13 protein-coding genes are annotated in these 15,402 nt (G+C 61.0%); 11 read left to right on the top strand and 2 right to left on the bottom strand.

Annotation, left to right across the window (positions count from 1 at the left end):
• Positions 1–6 precede the first annotated feature (6 nt).
• The 5 genes from HMPREF9720_RS14545 to HMPREF9720_RS15960 all read left to right on the top strand — a co-directional run bounded on the left by HMPREF9720_RS14545 (position 7) and on the right by HMPREF9720_RS15960 (position 7,219).
• Positions 7–1,734 carry an Mfa1 family fimbria major subunit gene (locus HMPREF9720_RS14545; RefSeq protein ID WP_009599156.1) on the top strand — a complete coding sequence of 576 codons (1,728 nt, stop codon included), beginning with the start codon at positions 7–9 and terminating at the stop codon, positions 1,732–1,734.
• Between the two features lie 69 nt (positions 1,735–1,803).
• Complete coding sequence (locus tag HMPREF9720_RS14540) at positions 1,804–2,904, top strand: FimB/Mfa2 family fimbrial subunit (RefSeq protein WP_009599163.1); 1,101 nt, start codon at positions 1,804–1,806, stop codon at positions 2,902–2,904.
• A gap of 12 nt (positions 2,905–2,916) precedes the next feature.
• A complete protein-coding gene (locus tag HMPREF9720_RS14535) occupies positions 2,917–4,071 on the top strand; it encodes a FimB/Mfa2 family fimbrial subunit (RefSeq protein WP_022044481.1) in 1,155 nt (384 codons plus the stop codon).
• 17 nt (positions 4,072–4,088) lie between these two features.
• Positions 4,089–6,686 (top strand): DUF4906 domain-containing protein, encoded by a 2,598-nt coding sequence (locus tag HMPREF9720_RS14530; protein WP_237958569.1) that lies wholly within the window; start codon positions 4,089–4,091, stop codon positions 6,684–6,686.
• Between the two features lie 92 nt (positions 6,687–6,778).
• The gene (locus HMPREF9720_RS15960; RefSeq protein WP_022044478.1) at positions 6,779–7,219 is read left to right on the top strand and encodes a hypothetical protein; all 441 of its coding nucleotides are present in this window, start codon (positions 6,779–6,781) and stop codon (positions 7,217–7,219) included.
• 39 nt (positions 7,220–7,258) lie between these two features.
• On the opposite strand, the gene HMPREF9720_RS14525 is transcribed toward HMPREF9720_RS15960, so the two are convergent.
• Together HMPREF9720_RS14525 and HMPREF9720_RS14520 are read right to left on the bottom strand one after the other, a co-directional pair.
• Complete coding sequence (locus HMPREF9720_RS14525) at positions 7,259–8,242, bottom strand: magnesium transporter CorA family protein (RefSeq protein ID WP_009599088.1); 984 nt, start codon at positions 8,240–8,242, stop codon at positions 7,259–7,261.
• Between the two features lie 69 nt (positions 8,243–8,311).
• Entirely contained in the window at positions 8,312–9,085 is a 774-nt protein-coding gene (locus HMPREF9720_RS14520; protein ID WP_039940895.1) for a menaquinone biosynthetic enzyme MqnA/MqnD family protein, read from the bottom strand.
• A gap of 247 nt (positions 9,086–9,332) precedes the next feature.
• Between HMPREF9720_RS14520 and HMPREF9720_RS14515 the strand changes: the two genes are divergently transcribed.
• The 6 genes from HMPREF9720_RS14515 to HMPREF9720_RS14490 all read left to right on the top strand — a co-directional run bounded on the left by HMPREF9720_RS14515 (position 9,333) and on the right by HMPREF9720_RS14490 (position 15,401).
• Entirely contained in the window at positions 9,333–9,737 is a 405-nt protein-coding gene (locus HMPREF9720_RS14515) for a hypothetical protein (RefSeq protein ID WP_039940893.1), read from the top strand.
• A 134-nt stretch (positions 9,738–9,871) separates the two neighbouring features.
• Complete coding sequence (locus HMPREF9720_RS14510; protein WP_009599106.1) at positions 9,872–10,861, top strand: hypothetical protein; 990 nt, start codon at positions 9,872–9,874, stop codon at positions 10,859–10,861.
• Positions 10,852–13,212: a hypothetical protein gene (locus HMPREF9720_RS14505; RefSeq protein ID WP_009599148.1), complete on the top strand. Its 2,361-nt coding sequence runs from the start codon at positions 10,852–10,854 to the stop codon at positions 13,210–13,212. The genes HMPREF9720_RS14510 and HMPREF9720_RS14505 overlap by 10 nt, the downstream gene beginning before the upstream one ends.
• Entirely contained in the window at positions 13,209–13,472 is a 264-nt protein-coding gene (locus tag HMPREF9720_RS14500; RefSeq protein ID WP_009599159.1) for a hypothetical protein, read from the top strand. Before HMPREF9720_RS14505 ends, HMPREF9720_RS14500 begins: the two co-directional genes overlap by 4 nt.
• A 3-nt stretch (positions 13,473–13,475) precedes the next feature.
• Positions 13,476–14,357, top strand: coding sequence for a Clp protease ClpP (locus HMPREF9720_RS14495; protein WP_009599134.1), 882 nt, complete (start codon positions 13,476–13,478; stop codon positions 14,355–14,357).
• 66 nt (positions 14,358–14,423) lie between these two features.
• Positions 14,424–15,401, top strand: coding sequence for a hypothetical protein (locus tag HMPREF9720_RS14490; RefSeq protein ID WP_009599149.1), 978 nt, complete (start codon positions 14,424–14,426; stop codon positions 15,399–15,401).
• Position 15,402 lies beyond the last annotated feature (1 nt).

Below are 15,402 nucleotides of genomic sequence, written 5' to 3'. Positions count from 1 at the left end.
TCTCCTATGAAACTGAAAAACATCCTTTGCGGGATACTCGTTTGCGGAGCATTCTGCGCTTGTTCGGACCAAGAGCCCGAAAACAGCAACAAGCCCGGATCATTCGACGGGAAAGCCTATCTGAGAGTCAACATCACCGACGCGAACTCCACGCGCGCGACCGGAGGCGACTTGGAATACGGCGACGCGACCGAGCACGAAGTGGTCAACGCCGACTTCTTCTTCTACGATACGAACGGCATATTCATCGCCCGTGCAAACGTCTGGGACAGCGGCACGGAGAATGAGGACAACCCCGCGGGCAACATCGAATTCTTCGGAAAATCGGTCATCGTGCTGAAGGGCCTGACCGAAACCAACCACCCGAAACACTTGGTCACGGTGCTCAACACGCCGGAGGATTTCGAGCCGGCAAACACGCTGGACGAGATGAAGACACTGCTTGCAGGCAGCATCTACAACGGGTCGCACTTCACCATGAGCACCACCAGCTACGGCCGCACGTCGGCGGCGGTTCCCTACTTCGTGACAGAGGTGAGCGAATCGGACTTCAAGAAGGAGCTGGACGAGGCGCAGAACGCAACGCCCGTAGACATCTACGTGGAGCGTCTGGCGGCGAAAGTCACCCTGCGCGTGGACAACGATAAGCTCGTTCCGGTCGATGGGAAACCCGGAATCTACAAGGTCAAGGTGACTGTCGCCGGAGACCCCAACCAACAGGAGCAGGGAACGCAGACCGGAGCGGCCGACATCTACGTCCGATTCCTCGGATGGGGGCTGAACGCCACCGCCAAGGACTCCTACATCGTCAAGAACATCGAAACCGCATGGTCGGATGCGGACCTCGGATTCGTTTGGAACGATGCGGTCAGGTTCCGCAGCTACTGGGGAAAATCCTACAACTACGGCAAACAGGACGGCAAATATCCCGACGTTTCGGCAGAAGCCGCAATCGCCGAATACCTGAACTACATCAACGCCGACAACCTTACCAAACAATTCGGGCAGTCCGCCTACTGCGCCGAGAACTCCAACACGTCGGAAATCGTATCGGAGTATCTCCACTCGGCCGTGACGAGCATCCTGCTCAAAGCGCAGATCCTCGACGAGAACGAACAGCCGCTGGAGATGATACGCTACAACGGAACGCTCTACAAACGCAACGACTACCTGAACTACGTGCTCAACACGCTTCAGAAAGGCAACAAGCTGAACCTGTACTGTCTGGAAGACGAGGCGACCGGAAAATACGTGCAGATAGATCACAACTGCGTCGAGCTGGCCAACGACCGCGACGGAAAGGTATACCTGAAACTGAAACCGCTCGCCGCAGGCACCTCGCTGTACAGAAAATCGGGCGAGACGTATGCCCCGGCCACTGATACCGAGCTCGGCGAGGTCGAGAAGAACATGAAGGATTTCAACGCCTACAACGAGGCGATCGGCTACAAGGACGGCCTGATGTACTACAACATCCCGATCGAGCACCTGAACAACGCCGCGACGACCACCGACGCCGAAAACAAACGGGTGATCCCCGTCGCCAAGTACGGCATCGTCCGCAACCATCACTATGTGGTGACCGTCAACAGTCTCACGAAGATCGGCAAAGGTATCTTCGACCCCGAAGAGGAGATCGTTCCCGGAAAGAACGACGAAAAGGATACCTATTACGTAGGCGCCCGGATCAATATCCTCTCATGGAAGATCGTCAACCAGAACGTAAATCTGTAGTTTCCGGCAGCCCCTTCGCGGAAGGGGCTGCCCCGGTCCGGACCCGATGAACTAAACAGAGTGACAGAGATGGGCACATCGTCTTACATATACGCAATAGGCAAAAGGACGCTCGCGGCGATCGTCTGCGCCCTGACGCTGCTGGGCTGCGACAGCGTGATCTACGACGGCGAGGGCGACTGTTCGGTAAATTACCGGGTGAAGTTCCGCTACGACATGAACCTCAAATTCGCCGACGCATTCGCCCGCGAGGTCGAGTCGGTAACGCTCTATCTGCTCGACGGCGGCGGCAGGGTGGTCTGGCAGCGCACGGAAAGCGGCGAAGCCCTCGGCAAAGAGGGATACGCCATGGAGGTGGACGTCGCTCCGGGAACCTACGACCTGCTGGCATGGTGCGGATCGACGGACAAAGGTTCGTTCAGGATCCCGGAATCGGCATCCAGGAAGGAGCTGACCTGCACGCTGATGCGCGAATCCGGAACCGACGGGACGGGGCACATCCGCGAAGACCACGACAGGCTCTACCACGGCTATCTGCCGAATCAGACCTTCGGCGACACGGAGGGCATCTATACCTACGTCGTCCCGCTCGTGAAGAACACCAACAACGTTCGCGTCGTATTGCAGCAGACGTCGGGAGAGCGGCTCGACGAGAAGCGTTTCTCGTTCCGGATCACCGCCGAAAACGGCCGGATGGACTGGGACAACCAGCTGCTGCCGGACGAACCGGTGACCTATCATGCGTGGCACAAGCAGTCCGCGACGGCCGGAACGGCGCTTCCCGACCTCCCCGACGCCGTGACGTCGGTCAATGCCGTTATCGCAGAGCTGACCACCGCACGGCTAATGGTGCGCGACAAGAGCGCGACGGTCCGGTCGGAAACCGGAACGAATCCGCCGCAACTACAGCCGGAGGAATTGCCGGAGGAGCGCAAGATGAGGCTGACGGTGCGCGACAACGACACCGGAAAGACCGTTCTCAGCATCCCGCTGGTGGACTACGCCCTGCTGGTCAAAGGGGAATACCGCCGGGATATGGACGAGCAGGAATTCCTCGACCGCATGGACGAGTACAACATCGTATGCGTGCTGGGAGAGGGAATGCGCTGGGTCAGCATGAGCATCAACATCCATTCGTGGAAAATGGTTTGGCAGAATACGGGAATCTGACAATTTACGCACATGTCACCGAACGGAATCATACGCATTTTCATCTGTCTCGCGACGCTCGCCAGCGCGACGCTCGTGTCGTGCCGCCGGACCGGACATGAAGAGCCGGTCCCCGGAACCGGCACGGAGCGGCCGGACGACGTGCGGGTAAGCTTCCGCATCGCGCTCGGCAGCACGAACGGCACGCGGGCGGGCGGAACGCCGGAAGGCTCGTACGACGACGGCACGCAGAGCGAATTCGAGAACGGGATCGACCTCGAAAACGGGAATTACAGATTCTTCTTTTTCGATGCGCAGAACCGATACCTCTCCGCGTTCCAGACCGTGGAGCTTATCCCCGAAGGAGAGGATCCCGACCGGTCGAAAACGTATGAAGTGGTCGGGAAAACGGACAAGATGCCGCCCGCGAATTTCAAGGTCGTCGCATTGGCGAACTGGCCCTCCTACCCCGGAAAAATGACGGCGGGAGAGACGACGATCGAGGAGCTTTGCACGGCGGAAAGCAGCCGTTACACGTTCTCCGCACCGTTCGCACTGTCCCGCGAACGGCTGATTCCGATGTACGGCGTAAAAAGCTGCGAGGAGATGACGTTCACACCGGGAATGCTGACCCATCTGGGAACGGTCCACCTGCTGCGCGCCATGGCCAAGGTGGAGGTGAGCTGCAAGACATCGGGCTGGACGCTCGAAAAGGTCGAACTGCTCCGCTACAACGCAACGGGATATTGCGCACCGAGCGGGGTCTACTCGCAGGACGACTACGTCAAGGGAAACTACGCCGGCGACTACACGGACACCGTGCATCTGCCGGACGGCAGGAACGACGAGGCCCCGAAAACACGCGCATTCGACCGGACGGCGGACGGGCGTTTCGTCGCCTACGTCCCCGAATACCGGAACGTCGCGGCAGGGACCGCGAACCGCAAAGCGGCCGACGCAGCCGAAATGCGGGTCCGATTCAAGGAGGCGCCCGGCAAGGAGTATGCCGTAGAATTCAAATACTACAACGCACCGCCGGAAGGAAGCGCCGTCGGAGATCCGTTCGACATCCGGCGCAACTATTACTACAAATTCTCGATTTCGAAGACATCCGAACCGGATCTCGTCGTAGAGGTGTTTCCCTACGAGCTGGTCGAACTCGATCCCGGATTCGGACTGTTACCCTAAACAGACGACTGAAACGGATGAAAAGCAAAGCGATATACTACCTGCTGCTGGGCGGCATGCTGTTCGGATTCGGTTCCTGTATGCGCGACGACTTGGACGCGGAGGCGGAACCGATCGGCAAGGGCGAAAGCCGCGTATCGTTCGCCGTGACCTTTCAGGCCCTTTCGAACCTCTCCCTCGGAAAAACCCGCAGCCTCAAAGGCGACCAGATCGCCGAAATCGAAGACATCTTCATCGCATGGTACAATGAAGACGGCTCGCTCGCAGGAAGCGGTTACCGGACACGGGAGCAGATGAAGATTTCGAACCCCGAACGGGAAGGAAACCCGACCGAGCAGACCACGCAGCGGGCCGAATTCACGTACAACATACCCTACGGACGTTACCGGATCTACGCCGTGGCCAACATGGGCGACCTCGCGGCAAACACCCGATATGCCGAAAAAATCGCTCTGGAGGAGGATTTCAGACGAATCGCCCCGGCATGGGAGACCGACCCCGAACTGACGCGGAACAACGATCAGATGTCCGGCTACTTCACGGCCAACAAACCGGAATCCGGGGCGGTCCGGGGCGAAGCGCCGCTGCTGACGATCAATTCGGCCAAGCCGACGATCCACGCATGGCTGCGCCGGCTGGCATCGAAGGTCACGATATCGTTCGACACGAAGAATCTCTACGACAACGTCTACATTTACATCAAGTCTGCGCGCATACACAACATACCCCGGTCCTGCACGCTGCTGGACGCAAACGACGAACAGCGCATCAAGGACCCCGACAACGACGTATGGTTCGCGGGCGACACGATCGAATACGGTCAGGGAACCGATTTCAACCAGTGGCCGCGCCAGACAAAAGGCTCCAACCCCTTGGGAGGAACCGCCCAATCCAAGGAGCAGCTGCACGCCAACGACGCCCGGTCGCTCTTCTTCTACGAAAACATGCAGGGAAAGGGCAAGCTCAAATGGCAGGACGTGTCGGGCGACAACCAGCACATATCCTTCCCGGACGGCAACGACCCCGGCGATCCGGGATACCGCGACGGCAAGCCCTGCGGCACCTATATCGAAGTGGAGGGTTTCTACATCTCGAACACCGCGGAGAACCCCGGAAAGGGCGCGATATTCTACCGGTTCATGCTCGGCAAGAATGCCGACGACGACTACAATGCGGAACGCAATTTCCACTACAAGCTCACGATGCGTTTCCAAGGCAGCGCGAACGACGTGAACTGGCATATCGACTATAATGAGGACCCCGGCATTTACGTCCCCAATCCCTATTACATCTCCTATCTGTACGACCACTCGATGATGCTTCCGGTGAAGATCAAAGGCAAACCCGTCGGAAATCTGAAAGCCGAGATCGTGGAGAACAACTGGGGCCCGTACCAAGCCGGCGACGAGTTCGAATACTACCCCGACGAAGTTTACTCCCTGAGCGGAAACCCGACCGCGGGCAATGTCACTACCGCAGACCCCGATAATCCGAAGATCAAGGACGGCCCGTGGAACGGATTTCTGTCGCTGGCAGCGACCCATATCAACTGGATCGGACGCGACAAATCTTTTTGGTGCGGCTACAACTACTTCTACTGGCTCCAGAAAGACTTCGGAACGGCCCTGTCGGGAGAAAGTCTGGAGGCGTACGGCGAAGCGCTGCTGCTTCCCCAAGAGAAAGGGCAGGCGCCCCGCGGATACCGGGAGTACGAGCTTTCGAAAAGCGGCACGATCGACGGAGGGAACAACGGCGACTACATCGTCACGATCGACGAGGCGAAAGAGAGGACCGTCTTGCAGATTCCGTGCTACACGCGGGCATTGCAACTGGTGAGTACGACCGGATTTTCGGGCAACAACCCCTATTTTTCATACAGACGCTCGGCGAAGGTGAAACTGACCGTCCAGCTGGAGGGGCATCCCGAACCTACGGTGGACACCGTGACGATATTCCAAGTCCGCCGCATCATCAATCCCAAAGGCATTTACCGCCGTCACGACAACGGCACACCGTTCAACGTGGTGCTCACACACCGTAAGAACGAGGCCGCCACACAATACCTTCCGTTCGAATCGGAGGGGCCGTGGGAGGCTGAAATCGAGACCGGCAGCGACTGGATCAGGATCAACGGCGTGCTCGGAGGCCGGGCCAAAGGAGCCACCGGGTCCGAAATCCGGTTCTCCTACCAGCCGGACGGCACCATCGGCGCGGATCAATGCAGGTACGGGATCATTCTGATACGTTACCACAATTACTCCTGCTACCACCGGATCTTCGTCCGTCAGGGCTACGCTCCCGCCCAAATCGCGGGCGATGCCAAATGGCACTGTTTCAATCTTTGCTACAACGACACGGAAGCGAAGTCGCCGTGCGAGGAGGGGTCGCTGTTCCGCTTCGGCAATTTCGACCAGCCCATCGACGCGACCAACAACGTGTTCGACAATTTCAAGGACCATGCGACGACCGAGTTCGATCTGGCTCCCTTGGAGTCGAAAAAAAGGGGACATGGACAGAGGTCGCGGGAAAAACGCAGATCACGAACAAACCCCGCGCTTCGGCAGGATTCAGCGACCGCAAACAGACCATCAACGGCAATCCCAACTGCCATGTAGCCGAATACGAGGATTTCCACGCCCTGCAACTCAACTGCCAGTTCGCATACGGCGTACTTTACGACGACGAATCCACCGAAACCTCTTTCGACGTGAAAGACATTTACAGCTACGCCTATTACAACGCCAGCAACAAGAACAAAGGCATGCGCGGATGTTTCGTCTACAACCCCAAAGGGAGTACGAATTCAGGCGGAGAGGGTGCGAACCTCTTCTTTCCAACCGGAGTCGCCGGATACGGCCGGCGTAAGAACTGCACGCAGGAGGGCGGCAAACGCGGCGTGCTGCGCTATGCCAACCGAGGTGCGCTCTACACCTCGTCGGACATTCATTACCGCCCGATGCTCTACACCGTTTACACCAATTTCGGAGCGATCTACTGGCTCAATAAACAGTCGGCTTCAGGAACTTCGGCGTGGGATATAAACGTCTCCACGTTCGACTTCAACAGTTTCAACAACAACGCATTTCTGGTATCGGACTGGGGCGCCGGCGACGTAAGCGACGCCTGTTTCGTGCGGCTGGTGGAGTAACGGGAAAGGCAGGAGCACGCCCGCAGAGCGGGCGTGTCTTCAGAGCCACTTCTTGTACTTGAAGTACCAGATGGTCAGCGCAGAACAGAAGATCATCAGGCCGATGGCGAAGATATAGCCCAGCGGAATGTTCCAGCCGTTGGAGAGCGTCAGGGTCCAGTCCAGTTCGGGCATGAATTTGAAGTTCATGCCGTAGATCGACGCGATAAGCGTCGCGGGCATGAAGATCACCGCCGCCACGGAGAAGATCTTGACGATCTCGTTCTGCTCGATGTTGATCAGACCCAGCGCGGCGTCCTGAATATAGTCCAGACGCTGGAAGCTGAAGTCGGCATGGTTGATCAGCGAGTTCACGTCCTTGATCATCAGCTGCAAGCGCGGATAGATGTCGTTCGGGAAACGTTCGGAGCGCAGGATGCCCGACAGCACGCGCTGGCGGTCGAAGATATTTTCGCGCAGCGACATGGTGCTCTCCTGCAGGGCGCTGATGCGGTGCAGCACGGCCTTGTCGATCGAATCTTCGGAGTTGATGTCCTTCGAGAGCGCCGCGACCTGCTTGGCGATCAGCTCCACGAGGTCGGCGTCGAAGTCGATGCGCACCTCCAAGAGCGAAATGAAAAGGTGATAACCCGTCGAATAGTTGCGGTAGTTCATCTGCAGGCGCTTCTCCGTCTCGCGGAAAGTCCGGAATTCGGCACTGCGCACCGAAACCAGCACACCCTCGTTCGAAATGATGAACGACACGGGTTCCACGATGAACGTGTCGCCCGTCGGCACGAAGAAATTGGAGTTGGAGATGATGGCATTCTCGTCTTCGGAGTATTTCGAAGTCGATTCGATCTCCTCGACCTGCTGTTTGGTCTGAAGGCTGATCTCCATGAAGTTCTCGACGGCCTTCTGCTCCTTGATCGTGGGCAGAAGCATGTCGATCCACAAAATGTCGTCGTAACCCAGCTCGTCGAAGAGCTTCGTGTCGGCATTGCGGATAATCTTGTTGTATTGCTTGAGGTAAATCGTAATCATAAAACGCTCTCCTTCTTAAAGTTCATAATCCTGTTCGGCAGAGAGGCGGACGACCGTCCGCTAAGCTCTTCAGCCGGGATTGGCCCTCGGAGACACCTTGATGCCGGAGTTCCAGAACTTTTGCAGCGCTTTATGCTTCTGATTGTCGAAAATATAGTCGATATTCTGCGTGAGGTAGCCGTACGCATCGTACGGTTTGCGGTCGAAGCCGTATTCGAGGACGGCCTCGTACGTGTGTTCGATGCCGAAAGTCAGCGCATGCTGCAACCCTTCGGTCAGATCGGGATCGACACCCTTGCGGGCGATCCAGACGGCGAAGGCGAAGGGCAGGCGCGTGGCTTTTTTCCACTCGGCGGCCAGATCGTACGAATAGGCGAAGCGGCCCTCGTAGTCGAAAACCTTGTCGCCGATCAGCAGGAACGCGTCGCCCGGCAGGGCATGGTCCAGCTGCGCGTAATCCTCCATCGTATAGTATTCGGGAGAGACCTTCCAGTGTTTGGCCAACAGATAGCCGGCCAGCTGCACCGAGGTCAGCGAATGGGCGTCGAGGAAGACCCGGCGCACCGTTTCGATCGGCTCGCCGCTCAGCAGGACGACCGTCCGCACGGGACCGGCGGCGCCGATGCAGTATTCGGTGACGATCTCGGCGTCGGCGAGCGACGGCACGGCGGCGGCAGGTACCAAGGCGATGTCGGCCTTGTGTTCGGCGAAATTCTTTGCGCAGACGGCGGGGGGAGACAACAGCAGTTCGGCACGCAGGTTACCTTCGTGCTCGATACCATAGATGAACGGTATCGTATTGAGATACGACACAGCCGCTATACGTGGAACTATGACCATCATCCATAAGGTATAAAACTGTTGGTTTCGATAAGGCAAAGGTAATCAAAAATCGGGAGTTTTTCCATAAAATTTAGAAAAAGTGCCCCGACCTCTTGACAAGGGGGTATCCGCCGATGTATATTTGCATCACAATTCACACCGCACGGTGCACCGTGCACGGGTTATCAACAACGGGACAAAATTCTTTGTCAGCCCCTTACGAATTGTTATTACCGTTTTTCAACAATCTTTCAAACACTTGTCAACAATGAATCGCACCCATCTCGAAGGTGCGGCGGAAGCGCTTGCGGCGCAGCAGGGTTACGCTTTCCACACGGGGCCCGAAGACGGCATGGCCCACACCGTGCGGAGCTACCCGGCGGCATGGCTCGCGCCCCTCGAACTGCACGCCGTCGAAGGATGCGGCCACGGCCGGGCGACGTACGACATGACGCTCCACCTGTTAAGCTCCGGAGCACGGCTCTCCCCCACGGAGCGGCGCGCTGCGCTGGCCCGGATGGAGGAGCAGCTGCTCGAAATCTTCGCGGCGCTTTCGCTCGACGAACGGGTTCTCGCCGTCGAGGGGCTTTCGGTCCGCCCCCGCGCCTTCGCACTTACGCCGCACGGCGAAATCTCGCAGACCGCCGCCGCGCGCATCGTAACCTTCTTCTGATTCGGAGCGCCCCGCCTCTTGCGGCGACACCGCCCCGGCCCGGCTCAGGGCACGGCACTGTCCGCACACGAGAAAGCCGCAAAAGGCGGCGGGGCGCGTCTCCGCCGTAACGACATCTCTCAAAACACGATCCAATGACATTCACACAAATTCCGCAACAGTACGCCCCGCTCGGCGGAGAGCTTCGCTACACGGTCACGGCCGCGGCGGCGGGGACGATCGACCTGCGCATCACCGACACCAGAAGTGCAGACCTGATCGGCGCAAGACGTTTCGCAGGAAGCGCGTCGGTCTCGTTCGACGCCGCGCCCTGCCTGCGCCGCGCCATCCGCTTCTCGCCCGTGACCGGGAGCACCGGATTCCACGTCGCCGAGGGCCGCTGCATCGCGGCGGTCGTCGAGGCCGGCATGACCCCGGCCGGAGAAACGGCCCCGGCAAACGGCGAAAAAGCCGTCTCCCCGGAACGCACGTTCCTGCCCCGCCGCAACATCGTCGCGGCCCCCGCCCTGCTGACGGCCATGCCCTCCGTCCGCACGATCTCGCCGGGCGAAAGCGACGAGCTGACGCTGCTCTGCGACGAAGCCTGCACGATAACGGTCACGGCGCAGGCCGGGGACTCCGCAACCGCCGAGAGCTACCGCACGAAAAGCGGTGGAGTGCTCGTCTTCCGGCTCGACACCCGCGATTTTCCGGACGCCGAAACGCTGACCGTGGACGCCGGAAAATGCGGCTCGGTCTCCTACACGGTAGTCCCGGCCGTCTCCGGCGGCCGCAGGCTCGCATGGCGCAGCAGTGCGGGCAGCATCGAGCATTACACCTTTCCGATCGAGAAATCGGTGACGGCTGAGACCGTAAAGAACCGGGCGTACGGGACCGACGGCCACCTGACGGCGGCGGCCCGCACCGAACGGCGGACCACGCTCGTATCGGCTTACGAGACGCGGGCCGTACTCGAAGCCCTCGGCGAGATCACGGCTTCGCCCGAAGTATGGCTGGCGGAGGACGGGGGATATACGCCCATCGACGTAACGACCCCGGCGGCCGTCGTACACCGCCACGCAGCGGTGAGCTGTCTCGAAATCGAAATCCGCCCCAAGCGCAAAACCCGCATGCCATGGAACTGAATATCGACGGAAAGCCGTGCGACCTCGGAACGGAGCGGATCGCCGTACCGGGGTACGACGCCGCGGCCCTCGCCGACGTCGAAGCCGCCCGCGAAGGCCGTTCGCTGACGCTGACCATCCCCGCAACGCCCCGAAACGACGCGCTCGCCGGATTCGCCCGCGATCCGCATACCGCCGAACGGTTCAACGCGGCGCCGCACACGGCGGAACTTACGGCCGAAGGTTCCGTCATGCTGAAGGGAGCGGTACGGATGCTGAGCGCATCGGACGAGGGGTACCGGATCGAAATCCGCGACGGCGGCGCGGGCTGGGCCAAAAACGCCGCACGGCGGATGTTCAACGCCCTCGGCGTCGATTTCCGGGCGGCCCTGACTCCGGAGACGATTCTCGCAGGCTGGACGGACGATTCGCCCGTGAAGTTCTTTCCGATCCGCCGCGACGAATACCCGCAGCGCAACAGCCCGACGGACCTGCTCCCCGCCCAGCGGCTCCTGACGGTGGACGATTACCACCCGTTCCTGCATGTGGCGACGCTCGTCGAAACGATCTTCGGCGAAGCGGGGTACCGCATCGAAAGCAGATTCATGGAGTCGGACCTGTTCCGGTCGCTCTACATGAGCGGCGCATACGCCTCGCGCGACACCGCGGCCCTTGCCGCCCGCATGGGCTTTTTCGCCCGGCGGCTGTCGTCCGCCACGGCGAAGGCCGATTATTCGGGCCGCGTGGCCGCCAACCCGAATACCGCGCTCAACTCCGTGGGGAACATCGTCGAGACGGCCACGCCCCAGACCCCCGACGCCGACGGGGAACCGGTTCCCGGCCTGAGCAACAACGGCGGCTGTTTCGGTTTCGACCGGGGCAATATCGTCTTCACGCCCAGGACCGAGGTGAGCGCGGGATTCGAGTATTACCTGAAGTACACCACCGACCACGTGATCCAGAGCCGCCAGCGGCTCAAAGGGTTCGATTCGGTCTATTTCGGCACGGGGGCCGACATGCGTTTCACGCTGGCCAACCGCTACGAAGACCGCCGCGGCGAAATCGCACCCAACCACAGTTACACGGCGATCGTCTTCGACCACGCCGAGGGGCGGCAATACCGCCTGAACTACACGAAGAACGGAACGGCGGACACGCTCTGGGCCGAATTCTCCGCCCGCACGGCGCAGGTCGTCACGCCCGCGGCGGGGAGCGTGGCGAATCCCGTGCTGCAGGTCCGCAGCGGCACCCGCTGGGAGCCGTACGCCGGGGATTGGGCGCTGTACGACGGGTATATCGCCGAGCGGGGAGAGACCACCGTCGAACTGCGGGTGCGCACCGCCGCCGAGCGGCTCTCGCCCTCGTCACCCAAATATTTCAACCGGATTTACTTCCACGGGGCCGAGGAGGGCATGTCGCTCACCCTGCACAAGGAATGTTCGCTCCAGCCGCGTTTCTCGTCGGCGCCCGGATACGGGTCGGCGATCACGTTCGCCGACGTGGCCCGGCACCGGATCCGGCAGTCGGAACTGCTCGAAGCGCTGCAACACCTCTTCAACCTGCGCTTCCACACCGAGCAGGCGACAAGAACCGTCCGGATCGAACCGGCGGACGATTTCTTCGCTGCAGGTCCCGCGGCCGACTGGCGGGCGAAAACCGACTTCTCGCAGCCCGTGGTGCTGGCGGACATCGCCCCCGAAGTCCACGAACGCCGCACATGGCGCTATCTGGCGGGCGACGGAGCCGTGGCCCGTTTCGACGCCGAGGCTGAAAGCCCCTTCGGCCAATGGAGCGTCACGACGGGCTCCCGTGCGGCCAAGGAGGGCGAAAAGACGCTGGCCAATCCGCTGTTCTGCCCCACGATCAGCACCGCGGGAGGTTACTCCGACGCCTCTTCGGCCGTAATCATGCAGGTCGGAGACCGCGACGACGTACAGGAGGACGGCACCAACTTCACGCCGCGCATCGTACGCTTCGCGGGCATGCACCCCCTGCCCGACGGCGAGCGGTGGGGATTTCCGTCGGGGCAGGCGGAATATCCCCTCGCGGCGTTCCATTTCGCGGGGGACGGCGCGGCGGCAGGATTCACGCTCTGCTTCGAGGACCGCGACGGCGTGCGGGGCCTGCACCGTTATTATGACCTGCAAACGGGCCGAGAGTCCGCAGGCCGGCGCATCACCCTCTCGCTGCGGCTCGCGCCCCACGAATTCGAAAGCCTTTTCACGCCCGGAACGGGAGCGCCCGACCTGCGTTCGGCGTTCCTGCTCGACACGGGCGAAGGGACGGTCCGCGCAGCGCTCCGTGCCGTGGAAGATTACGACCCGCAGGCGGCCTCCGTCCGCTGCACCTTCACCCAACTCCCCGACGCATGACGACCCGCCACAAAAAACGACTGGCCGCGATCCTGCTGCGGGAAATCGGCGGGCTGGAGGGCGAACGGGCCGTCGAACGGCTGTTCGAACTGGGACTGGTCAACCTGCGGGTCTGCGAACAGCGGGCCATCCGCGGCGAAATCGAACGGCTGGCCGCAGAGGGCGTGCCGCGGTGCGAAGCCATGCACGCCACGGCCGAACTGTTCTGCTGTTCCTACGAAAAAATCCGCAACTACTATTACAACTCGTACAAATCCTGAAACATGAAATCGGAAATTCAAATCGACAACAATGCCGGCGTCTGCCACATCGACATCGAAGGCACGATCGGCGTGCCCGAAGAGTGGCAGTTCGACCAACCCGAAGCCCGCGTGGCGACCTATGAAAAATTCCGCGACGCCGTGCGCCGCATCGCCGAAATCGACGCGCCCGAAGTGGTGGTCAACATCCGCTCGACGGGCGGCGACGTGAACGACGCACTGCTGATCCACGACGCGCTGACGGCGCTCGACGCACACATCACGACCCGCTGTTACGGGTACACCGCCTCTGCGGCGACCATCATCGCGCAGGCCGCTTCGCCCGGCTGCCGCGAAATATCGGCCAACGCCCTCTACCTGATCCACACGGCCGTCTGCGCCACCGAAGGCAACGCTGCGGAGCTGAGCGGCAAACTCGACCTGCTCCGCCAGACCGACACGCGCATCGCCGCGGTCTACGCCGCCCGTTCGGGACGCCCGGCGGCCGAATTCGAGACCCTGATGGCCGAGAACAACGGCAGCGGCCGCTGGCTGTCGCCCGAAGAGGCCGTCGCGGCCGGTCTGGCCGACGTCGTGACCGACGCGGCAGGCCGCGGCGCCCCCTCGCTGACGCGAAACATCGCCCGCGGCTGGGAACGCCTGTTCGTCCGCATCGGTCTCAGCGCCGGAGAGCAGCTGCCCGCGGACCGGGACCGCAACGTCCTCCACACCGAAGGAGAAGAGCGGGAGCTGCTCCGCCGCTCCGCCGCCGCGGTGCGTCAGGCGCAGCAGCGGGTCGTCCCCACGCAAACCCGGCCCCGCGAGGATCCCTCCTACGGCGACCTCGTGCGGACAGCCAACCAACGCGCCTACTCCGAAGACGCGAAACGTCTGCGCAACATGTAAAACCGGGAGAGTCCCACAGAAAAAGACTCCCCGACCATTCGAACAACCACCAAAATCATTTCAACCATGAGTTTCTTAGAAAACGCCAAGCAGTACACCGGTTCCGACCTCGAAAACATCTTCTTCCGTCCCATCCTGAGCGGCCCTTCGGCCGGCGAACTGGGCGTGAGGGTCCTCTACAACATGCCCGTCCCGACGACCATCCAGCTCTGGGAAGGGCAACGCAACGTCCTCCAGAAGTACACCGCCGCAGGGTGGTCCGGGGGCAGCGCCGCCAACAAACTGCAGAAAACCATCGCTCTGAGCCGCGTGAAGGCCGAGCTGGGATTCTCGGCCGCCGACTACTTCTCGCTGGTATACGAGAAAATCGCGGCGCGCGCCGACGTCAATATGGACGACCTGACGGGCAGCGAGCTGGAGCAGGCCGAAACCTCGCTCTTCAAGCAGGCCATCGCCGAGGGAATCCGCGCCACGATGTGGGTCGGCGACACGACGGCCGCTTCGGGCTTCAACACCTTCGACGGCTTCCTCAAAAGCGTCAAGGCAGGCGCCGAGCAGGAGCGGTTCCACAATTCGGTCTACGAAGCCGCCGACTTCGCCAATCCCGAAAAGATCGTCGCGATCCTCGACGACCTCTGGCAGAACGCCGACGAACGTATCAAGGACCGCAAAGCCGAAGGCCAGCTCGCCTTCTTCGTCACCTCGGATCTCTACTACGCCTACGAAAAGTACCTCGACAGCAAGGGCGCCGACGCGGCCTACGCCGAAAGCACCAACGGCCGTCAGGGACTGGCCTACCACGGCATCCCGCTCGTTGACGTCCGTCTGGGGGCCTATCTGGCCGACACCTCGCTCCACAAGTCGTTCTGCCTGCTGACCGACCGCCGCAACCTCGTACTGGCCGTCAATACGTCCGACTTTCCGGGCAACGAAGTGCGCATGTGGTACAACCCCGACCTGATGGAGAACCGCCAGCGCGCCGTCTTCATGGCCGGCTGCGACGTGATCGACGAGACGATGCTCTCTTACGCATTCCGGGTATAGC

The organism is Alistipes sp. HGB5 (assembly GCF_000183485.2).
Classification (GTDB): domain Bacteria; phylum Bacteroidota; class Bacteroidia; order Bacteroidales; family Rikenellaceae; genus Alistipes; species Alistipes finegoldii.
This window is presented reverse-complemented; position numbering and strand designations above follow the sequence as displayed.